The sequence below is a fragment of the Dissulfurimicrobium sp. genome (genome assembly GCF_049968175.1).
In the GTDB taxonomy this organism is placed as follows: domain Bacteria; phylum Desulfobacterota; class Dissulfuribacteria; order Dissulfuribacterales; family Sh68; genus Dissulfurimicrobium; species Dissulfurimicrobium hydrothermale.
Genome location: NZ_JBMFRG010000063.1, coordinates 1,933 through 10,203, shown reverse-complemented (window position 1 = coordinate 10,203; position 8,271 = coordinate 1,933). Strand labels below are relative to the sequence as shown.

Genomic DNA, 8,271 nt, shown 5'->3' with positions numbered 1-8,271 from the left:
TTGGCCCGGCATAGCCGGAAGCCCGCATTTACAAGGTTGATTGCGCGAGGGATTATTATGAGACACACACTTGGAATCGATGTGGCAAAAGCCAAACTGGATTGCGCCCTGCGTCTTCCAGAGGGCAAGTTTCGTAGCAGGATCGTTGACAACACCGTCCAGGGTTTTGAGGCCCTTACAGCCTGGCTGACCAAGCATGATGTTTCTGACCTTCATGTCTGCATGGAGGCGACCGGAACATATTGGGAGGCCGTGGCCGAGCACCTCTCCGATACAGACTTCACGGTCAGTGTCGTTAACCCGGCAAGAATCAAGGCGTTCGGCGCCGCCTCCGGGGTACGCACCAAGACCGACCGTGTGGATGCCAGACTGATCGCCGAGTATTGCGTGACTCACCATCCGGAGCCATGGCAGGCGCCCTCTGCGGCCATCAGGGAACTCAGGGCATTGGTGGCCAGGCGTCAGGCGCTGGACGCCATGTGCACACAGGAGAAAAATCGTCTACTGGTGGCCCGCGAAGCAGTACGCAAAGATATTGAGGGGCATCTTGAGTATCTGAATAAAGCCATCATTGAGATTGAGGACTCTATCCGCAAAAAGATCGACAATGATCCCGACCTTAAGGAACAGCGTGAGATTCTCGACAGCATTCCCGGTCTGGGCGAGAAAACCATTCCTGTGCTGCTGTCGTACTACGGTGGGCCGCCTCGGTTCGAAAATGCCAGACAGGCTGCCGCCTTCGCCGGACTCGATCCGCGTCAACATGAGTCAGGAAGCAGCGTCCGTGGCAAACCTCGCCTGTCCAAGATGGGGCATACGCTTTTGCGTAAGGCGCTCTATATGCCTGCCATGGTCGCCATCACCAAGACCGCATGGGGACGTGCGTTCAGAGATCGCCTGGCCTCGGCAGGAAAGACGCCCATGGTCATTATTGGCGCCATGATGCGCAAACTGATCCATGTTGCCTTTGGCATCCTCAAGTCTGGTAAGCCGTTCGATCCGGCCCTCCATGGCGTTTAACTGGCGCCATGTTTCCATCTATAAGCCTCGAAGCCCAAGCACTACGGCTCAAAAATAGGATAAATCTTTGACTCAACCAACGGTATTATATTACATCATGGCACTTGACATGGATAACAGTATCTACAGGGGGGCTTTCAACCCTTCCAGCATCTTTTCAATATCCCACACTGTATATACTTTAATATCTGTTCTTAATTGAGGTGTCTTACCACCATAAATTACCGCACCTCCAAATGGTGTATGTTTATATATTTTAAAAAACTTCCTGATATTTTTAAAAAAATCTTCAGCTACCGTGGCACCGGCTTTAACCTCCATAGGAAACAGATCCCTCCCCAGCTCATAAATTATATCAACCTCATCCCCTTTATTATCCCGATAAAAGTACAGATTACTTCTTTTGCCCAAATTATATCTGTACTTTAAAATTTCCATCAGGACTAAATTTTCAAAGAGATTCCCTCTCAACGGGTCTCTCTCCACCTGATTTTCATTTTCAAGCCCAAGAAGATAACTGGCCAGGCCCACATCGTAAAAATATAATTTTGGTGATTTTATCAATCTTTTGGATACATTGCCAAACCAAGGGGGCAAAAGAAAAACAACAAAACTTGCCTCAAGAAGTGTCAGCCATGCCTTGGCAGTGGTCCCGGATACCCCGACATCATTTGCTAAGCTGTTGAGGTTTAAAACCTGTCCGATTCTGCCGGCACATAATTTTAGAAATTTCTCAAAAAGACTTAAATCCTTGATGTTAACAAGCTGTCTTAAGTCTCGCTCTACATATGTCACAAGATAATCAGCCATTGCCTGATTAGGATTTAAGGACATGTCATATATACGAGGATAACCACCATTTAATATTAAACTTTCGATTGAGCTTATATCATAATGAGTCTGAATTTCAGAAATACTAAGAGGTAACAATTTTAATAGTGCTGTCCTACCCGCAAGTGTCTGGCTTATGTTACTAATTATCTCAAACTGTTGACTGTCTGTAATTATAAACTGTCCTGGCTCTTTTCTTTCATCGACAATAACCTGCAAATAAGAAAGTAGCGATGGAACTCTTTGAATCTCATCTAATATAACACGATTGCTGTATTGGTTGAGAAAGCCTCGCGGGTCGCTAAGTGCAAAGGCCCTTACATCCAGGGCTTCGAGGTTTACATACTGATAATCCGGGAATGTAGCTCTGCACAATGTGGTTTTGCCACTCTGCCTCGGCCCCGTAATGGTGACAATGGGATACTGAGTAGATAATTTTTTTAATACTGGCTCAATTTTTCTCTCAATCATAAATCCAAGTTAACAAAAATGGTACAATTTACAAGTTAAAGTTTATATTTGTACGTTATACTATTTCAAATCCCTACGCACTACTGTCATATCTATTACCCCCTCTTACCCCACAAAAACCACAAAAATGCCTGTCCTTTTTTATCCTATTTTCTTGAAGCTAAGGACGGACAGGCCTTTATTATACTGAGCCAGGGCAGGTTATTTGCACTTTTCAATAACATTAAAAGTTATTTGATGATTTTTGGGTGAAGGATTCCGCCCGCATGATGTGGCAGAACCATTCGACAGTTTCCTTTGAGATAAATACGATGGCTGCCTTTTTGTCTAATGAGCACAAATCCGCTGTCAAATAACATTTTTTCAGCTTCTTTGGCTGTCAGTCTTTGGATTTTCTCACCCACGCACCATAACCTCGATAGGTGCAATCATTCTAGCATGCTGGTCCGCACCAAGCGGTTCCCATGAGCCACCGTGCTGTAGCGGGGTAATTGAGGGGGCAAGGGGGAGTTATGCCTGAAAAGACGTCGTTGCAGCAATGTCTGCATATCGCAACGGCCATCGGCAATCACCATGACGTATACATTTTCGGCCATGACGCGGTAAATGATGCGGTAGGGTTTGAAAAAAATCTCACGGTACTCGCAAAGTCCAACGGCCAGCAGTTCCTTCGGATAGGCTCCTCGCTCCGGATTTTCAGAGAGGCTCGAAAAGGCCTTCTCTATTTGAGAGAAAACTAATCCGCTTTTCCCGGCGCGTCGTGGGATTCAATTCTTCCAGGTCCCGGGACGCATCGTCGGTCAGAAATATTTGGAAAGTCATCAGCGACCCTTGCTCTGGTTTCGAAGTCGCTGAATGACATCACCGGCAGGCTGGACCTTGCCTTCCTCAATCTGAAGCGTGCCGAGCGCAAGAATCTTCAGAAGGGCCATGGTCTCCTGGGTCTGCTCATAGCTTTCGATGTCCTGCATAACGACCTTAGCTTCGCCATTCTAGGTGATGACCAGGGGTTCACCTTGCCCCGACAGGTTACGCACGATTTCTGCGGCATGGGCCTTCAGGTAACTGCCGCCATTGCCGTGCTCGTCAGGCATCCTTTTCAACCACGAATCACCGCTCAGGGGCCTTGAAGGTGATCGACCCAGAATTTTACAGGCCGGCAGAGGTTGATGTGCTTATCGGCAACCCGGCCAAGGCAAAGGCCAGGCTCGGCTGGGAGGCCAGAACAGGGCTGAATGAACTGATTGTCATGATGATGGATGCGGATCTGGAGCGGGTAAAAAGGGAACTTGCCTGATCCGTCCGGTCATATCTTCAACCGGCGAAGCCTTTGCCTATCGCCCCCATCTCAATTTCATAGGTCTTGACCGGTTTGATGGTTGGATATCGTCCGGCCATATATTTCTCGACTTGAGGGGTGAATGTGTACCCGATGAGCATTGCCTGTATGTTTTTACCAAGCACTGCAGAAAGGCGCTCCAGCATGGCTGCGAAACGGTCGGCATCCTTCTTCCCTGGTTGGGCCTTGCACTCTCCAACAAGATATACAGGATTGCCGTTTGCATCCTTACCCTCGGCCAGGATGTTCACCTCGTCATATCTATCGGCGCCGTATTCAATGTTTTTTCTCGATACCCTCAATATCTCGAGACCGAAGACCCTTTTCGCATAGGCTGGAATGTATGGCATGAGCCTGTCTTCGATGCCGTATCCCACAGCATCAGAAAGCCCGCCTACCTGTTTGGCTAGATTGCCGAGCTCCTGTTCCGTCCTTTTCTGTGCCTCGGCAAGCTCCCCTACCCTCTGTTCCGTCCTTTTCTGCGCCTCGGCAAGCTCCCTTACCGTATCCTCCAGACGGCACAGCCGTTCCTCTGTCTTTTTCTGCGCCTCGGCAAGCTCCCTTACCGTATCCTCCAGACGGCACAGCCGTTCCTCTGTCTTTTTCTGCGCCTCGGCAAGCTCGCGCACGACCTCCTTGAGTTCGTTAAACTCATTTTTGGTGACACGATCCCGCTGTTGGCGCTCCATCTCCTCAAGGATCCCCAGAAGTATGGAACGAAGCGAGGGTTCGACCTTATCCAACATTCTCACCAATTCGATCACAGACACGGATGAAGCCCCTTAAAATCTATTGAATTTTAAAAATATATCACAAAAGAGAAAAAATAAATACCTTTAGAAAATTTAAAAATAATCTTTAATAAACCCAAGCAGCTCCTGAAAATAAATACCTTTTTGGCTTGATCTTGATCATGCTTAAATTATATTGCGGCAATGAAATGAACTGATGTCATGATGATGGATGCGGATCTGGAGCGGGTAAAAAGGGAAGAGGCCTGATTTGCCGGGTATTATTATAGTGCAGCGCATAAAAAATAACAACAAACAAATGGTTGCCATGGTCCCTCATCTGATATGGTTTACCGGGCTGAGCGGTGCAGGGAAGTCTACTCTTTCCAGCCTTTTTTGCGAAAAGCTTAAAAAATTAAACCATCATTTTTATCTCCTCGACGGCGACATAATCCGCAAGGGGCTTTGCAAAGACCTCGGTTTTTCAGACTCTCACAGGACGGAAAACATTAGACGGGTGGCAGAGGTCTCAGCTATCCTGCTCGATGCCGGCCTTTTTGTAATCGCCGCCTTTATTGCGCCCCTTGAGGCGGAAAGACTCTTGGCCAGAGGGATCGTCGCTGCAAAGGGTTATCAATTTATAGAGGTTTATGTAAAGGCCTCGCTTGAGACATGCGAAAAGAGAGACCCGAAGGGCCTCTATAAAAAGGCCAGGCAGGGCCTTATTAAAAATTTTACAGGGATTGACTCACTTTATGAAATACCACAAAACCCCGATATAATCCTTGACACAGAGCGGGATTCGAAAGATGAATGCATTATGAGGTTGATGGATTTTCTTAAAGAAAAGGGGCTTATAACGACGTGAATACAATGCTTGTAAGCATCTGGCGGTTTTGCCAGTTTATAATCTTATCCGCTGTTAACCTGAATATATGATCTCTGTCGGGATGCTTCGGGATGTCTGGGCCTTTCGCGGTTTTATCGCGGCAAGCGTCAAGCGCGAGTTCCATACAAGGTACCGCAACACCCAGTTCGGCTTTCTGTGGACCATAATCCAGCCGCTTTCCATGATCACCATATACACGCTGGTGTTCGCCGAGATCATGAAGCCGTCCCTGCCAGGCCACGACTCCAGATTCGCCTACAGCATATATCTCTGCGCAGGGGTCCTGACCTGGGGTTTTTTCAGCGAACTCCTGGGCCGCTCTGTGGGCATATTCGTGCAGAATGCGAACCTCTTGAAAAAGATCAGTTTCCCCAAGCTCTGCCTGCCGCTTATCCTGACCTTCTCAAGCCTTATAAATTACGCGATCGTAATGGCCATCTTTATCGCCTTTCTCGTCGTCAGCGGCAATTTCCCGGGCCTGCCAGTCGTGGCGGCCATCCCTGTCATAGCCATCCTTGTCGCTTTTGGCATAGGGCTTGGCATTCTTCTGGGCACCATAAACGTATTTTACAGGGATGTGGAGCAGACTATGGGGATCGTCCTGCAATTCTGGTTCTGGCTGACGCCGATCGTGTATGCAAACAAGACGCTGCCTCCCTTCGCAGCCGCATTCCTGAAGTGGAACCCGATGTGGTCTTTGATAAACGCCATGCACACGATATTTCTCGACGGGCGTTTCCCTGACTGGGCCAGCCTTATCTATCCCGGGGTCCTTTCGATTGGTCTGGTTTATCTGGGTATGTTCGCATTCTGGAGGCTCAGCGGCGAGATCGTGGATGAGTTATAAAATGGGCTATATTCGTGTAAACGGCATTGGCAAGGCCTATAAACGCTATCGCAAGAAATCCGGCCGTTTTTTGGAATGGTTGGGGCTTGGCGTACATCACGAGCTCAAGTGGGTGCTTAGGGACGTGAGTTTCGAGGTGCAGCCCGGCGAGGCCGTGGGCATTGTGGGCGTAAATGGCGCTGGGAAGAGCACGTTACTTAAGATCGTTACCGGCACGGTGAAGCCTACCACCGGCACAGTGGGAGTGGGTGGCCGAGTCTCTGCCCTTTTGGAGCTGGGCATGGGGTTTCACCCGGACTTCACAGGCCGTGAGAACGTCTATATGGCTGCGCAGTTAAAGGGCATGACCCGTGACGAGGTGACGACGAAGATGCGTGAGATCGAGGAGTTTGCGGAGATCGGAGACTATATCGATCAGCCCGTGCGTGTATATTCCAGTGGCATGCAGGTGAGGCTGGCCTTCTCTGTGGCAACATGCGTGAGGCCAGATATTCTGATCGTTGATGAGGCGCTCTCTGTGGGGGATGCCGCGTTTCAGCACAAAAGTTTTGACCGTATACGAAGCTTTAGTGACAGAGGCACTACCTTGCTTTTCGTCTCTCACAGCCCTGCCATGGTTAAAACTCTGTGCGATCGGGCTTTATTGCTTGACACCGGACTTTTGGTAAAAGACGATTCACCAGATGCCGTCCTAGATTACTACAACGCATTAATAGTGAAAGCAAAGGAGGACTTGAAGATCCGCCAAGTAGAAATGGAAACTGGGCACAAAATAACGCGCTCCGGAAGCGGACATGCGGAAATTACCGCAGTCGAGCTATTAAACAACGGCACTGCGGTAAGAGCGGTAAGAAGCGGGGAACCGGTGACCGTTCGAGTTGGCACCAGAATCCACAAGCCTATTGAAGATCTGACCGTGGGAATACTCTTTCGAGATCGTTTGGGTAATGACGTCTTCGGGACCAACACCTTTCATCATGGTTGTTCCCCGAAATGGCCTCCCGTAAACCAGCAAATTTGGGTGGACTTTCAAATCCCTCAGCTTTTATTTGGAACAGGAAGTTACAGTCTAACAGTTGCCCTTCATAAAAGCCCCAGCCATGTTTCAGGAAATTACGACTGGTGGGATAGAGCCTTAGTGTTTCAGGTAGTACCTGGAGATCATCCATTAGGCATAGGTGTCTGTAACCTACCCATTTGTATTAAATGGCATGAGCCTTCACATTCTGATCCCGGGAGCAAAGGCAATGGCTGACGACGCTTTTTATTACGCCTTCGAAGAACGCCATAGAGGATCCCGAACCTTGATCAAAAGCCGCCTGTCTATCTATCTTCCTTTTGTCAATCCTCTGATGGAATTCTACAGCCGACCCTCTGCCGTCGATCTTGGATGCGGTCGAGGTGAATGGCTTGAGCTCATGGCAGAAAACGGCTTTAACGCAAAGGGAATCGATATAAACGACAGAATGCTTGAGGTATCCCGTAGCCTCGGATTTTCAGTGGAAAAAATGGACGCCGTGGAAGCCCTCGAGGCTCTCAATGATAATTCTCAAGCCGTGGTCACAGCGTTTCATCTAGTAGAGCACCTGCCTTTCGAGACGGTCGATAAACTGGTTAAGGAAGCTCAAAGGGTCCTTGTCCCGGGGGGTATTCTCATTATTGAAACGCCCAACCCTGAAAACCTCATAGTTTCTTCCACTAATTTTTATTTGGATCCCACTCACCTGAGACCCATTCCTCCTCAGCTTTTGAGTTTTCTGGTGGAATATCATGGCTTTTTTAGACACAAAATCCTGCGACTCCAGCAACCCATTGACGTTCTTACGACGAAAACCACGTTATGGAATGTCTTTAGTGGAGTCAGCCCTGACTATGCCGTGGTGGCGCAAAAAGGTTCCTCCGATGCCGGTATGCTCTCTAAATTTGACTCTATCTTTGACATTAGCAAACCGGTTGGCACGAAAATAGATCAAATGGCTTTAAAATACGATGAAGACAGAACAGCCGAAAAATCACAGCTGTTGAAAGCTTTGACCGAAAAGCTTGATCAAGCAAGTAACGCAATAGCATTGTTGAGTTCGCGTTTAGTGCAGCGTGCAGAGGATGATGTAAAGGCTGCAAGGGAGCGTGCTGAAGCCTCCGA

8 protein-coding genes and 3 pseudogenes are annotated in these 8,271 nt (G+C 48.4%); 6 read left to right on the top strand and 5 right to left on the bottom strand.

Going from position 1 to position 8,271, the window contains the following annotated elements; genetic code table 11:
* Positions 1-57: 57 nt before the first annotated feature.
* On the top strand, positions 58-1,020 hold the full coding sequence (locus ACP5SG_RS08165; RefSeq protein ID WP_428123424.1) for an IS110 family transposase: 963 nt from the start codon (positions 58-60) through the stop codon (positions 1,018-1,020).
* 123 nt (positions 1,021-1,143) lie between these two features.
* Here the strand turns inward: ACP5SG_RS08165 and ACP5SG_RS08160 are convergent, their stop codons facing one another.
* The 4 genes and pseudogenes from ACP5SG_RS08160 to ACP5SG_RS08145 form a co-directional block, all read right to left on the bottom strand.
* Positions 1,144-2,322: an ATP-binding protein gene (locus tag ACP5SG_RS08160; protein WP_424661870.1), complete on the bottom strand. Its 1,179-nt coding sequence runs from the start codon at positions 2,320-2,322 to the stop codon at positions 1,144-1,146.
* Between the two features lie 230 nt (positions 2,323-2,552).
* Positions 2,553-2,714 carry a type II toxin-antitoxin system HicA family toxin gene (locus ACP5SG_RS08155; RefSeq protein ID WP_424661871.1) on the bottom strand — a complete coding sequence of 54 codons (162 nt, stop codon included), beginning with the start codon at positions 2,712-2,714 and terminating at the stop codon, positions 2,553-2,555.
* A gap of 123 nt (positions 2,715-2,837) precedes the next feature.
* A pseudogene (locus ACP5SG_RS08150) lies at positions 2,838-3,144 on the bottom strand (type II toxin-antitoxin system RelE/ParE family toxin); the annotation flags it as partial.
* Positions 3,144-3,416, bottom strand: a pseudogene (locus tag ACP5SG_RS08145) (type II toxin-antitoxin system Phd/YefM family antitoxin). The pseudogenes ACP5SG_RS08145 and ACP5SG_RS08150, both read right to left, overlap by 1 nt.
* Here ACP5SG_RS08145 and ACP5SG_RS08140 point away from each other — a divergent pair.
* Positions 3,397-3,619: pseudogene (locus ACP5SG_RS08140) on the top strand (GDP-mannose 4,6-dehydratase); the annotation flags it as partial. The pseudogenes ACP5SG_RS08145 and ACP5SG_RS08140 overlap by 20 nt on opposite strands.
* 17 nt (positions 3,620-3,636) lie before the next feature.
* On the opposite strand, the gene ACP5SG_RS08135 reads toward ACP5SG_RS08140, so the two are convergent.
* Complete coding sequence (locus ACP5SG_RS08135; RefSeq protein WP_237888788.1) at positions 3,637-4,431, bottom strand: coiled-coil domain-containing protein; 795 nt, start codon at positions 4,429-4,431, stop codon at positions 3,637-3,639.
* 232 nt (positions 4,432-4,663) lie between these two features.
* Here ACP5SG_RS08135 and cysC point away from each other — a divergent pair, with 232 nt between their 5' ends.
* The 4 genes from cysC to ACP5SG_RS08115 form a co-directional block, all read left to right on the top strand.
* On the top strand, positions 4,664-5,260 hold the full coding sequence (gene cysC, locus ACP5SG_RS08130; protein WP_428123413.1) for an adenylyl-sulfate kinase: 597 nt from the start codon (positions 4,664-4,666) through the stop codon (positions 5,258-5,260).
* 67 nt (positions 5,261-5,327) lie between these two features.
* On the top strand, positions 5,328-6,128 hold the full coding sequence (locus ACP5SG_RS08125) for an ABC transporter permease (RefSeq protein ID WP_237888790.1): 801 nt from the start codon (positions 5,328-5,330) through the stop codon (positions 6,126-6,128).
* A 1-nt stretch (position 6,129) separates the two neighbouring features.
* The gene (locus tag ACP5SG_RS08120) at positions 6,130-7,383 is read left to right on the top strand and encodes an ABC transporter ATP-binding protein (protein ID WP_428123420.1); all 1,254 of its coding nucleotides are present in this window, start codon (positions 6,130-6,132) and stop codon (positions 7,381-7,383) included.
* Positions 7,376-8,271: class I SAM-dependent methyltransferase (locus ACP5SG_RS08115; protein WP_428123406.1), on the top strand; the 896-nt coding region annotated here is incomplete at its 3' end. The genes ACP5SG_RS08120 and ACP5SG_RS08115, both read left to right, overlap by 8 nt.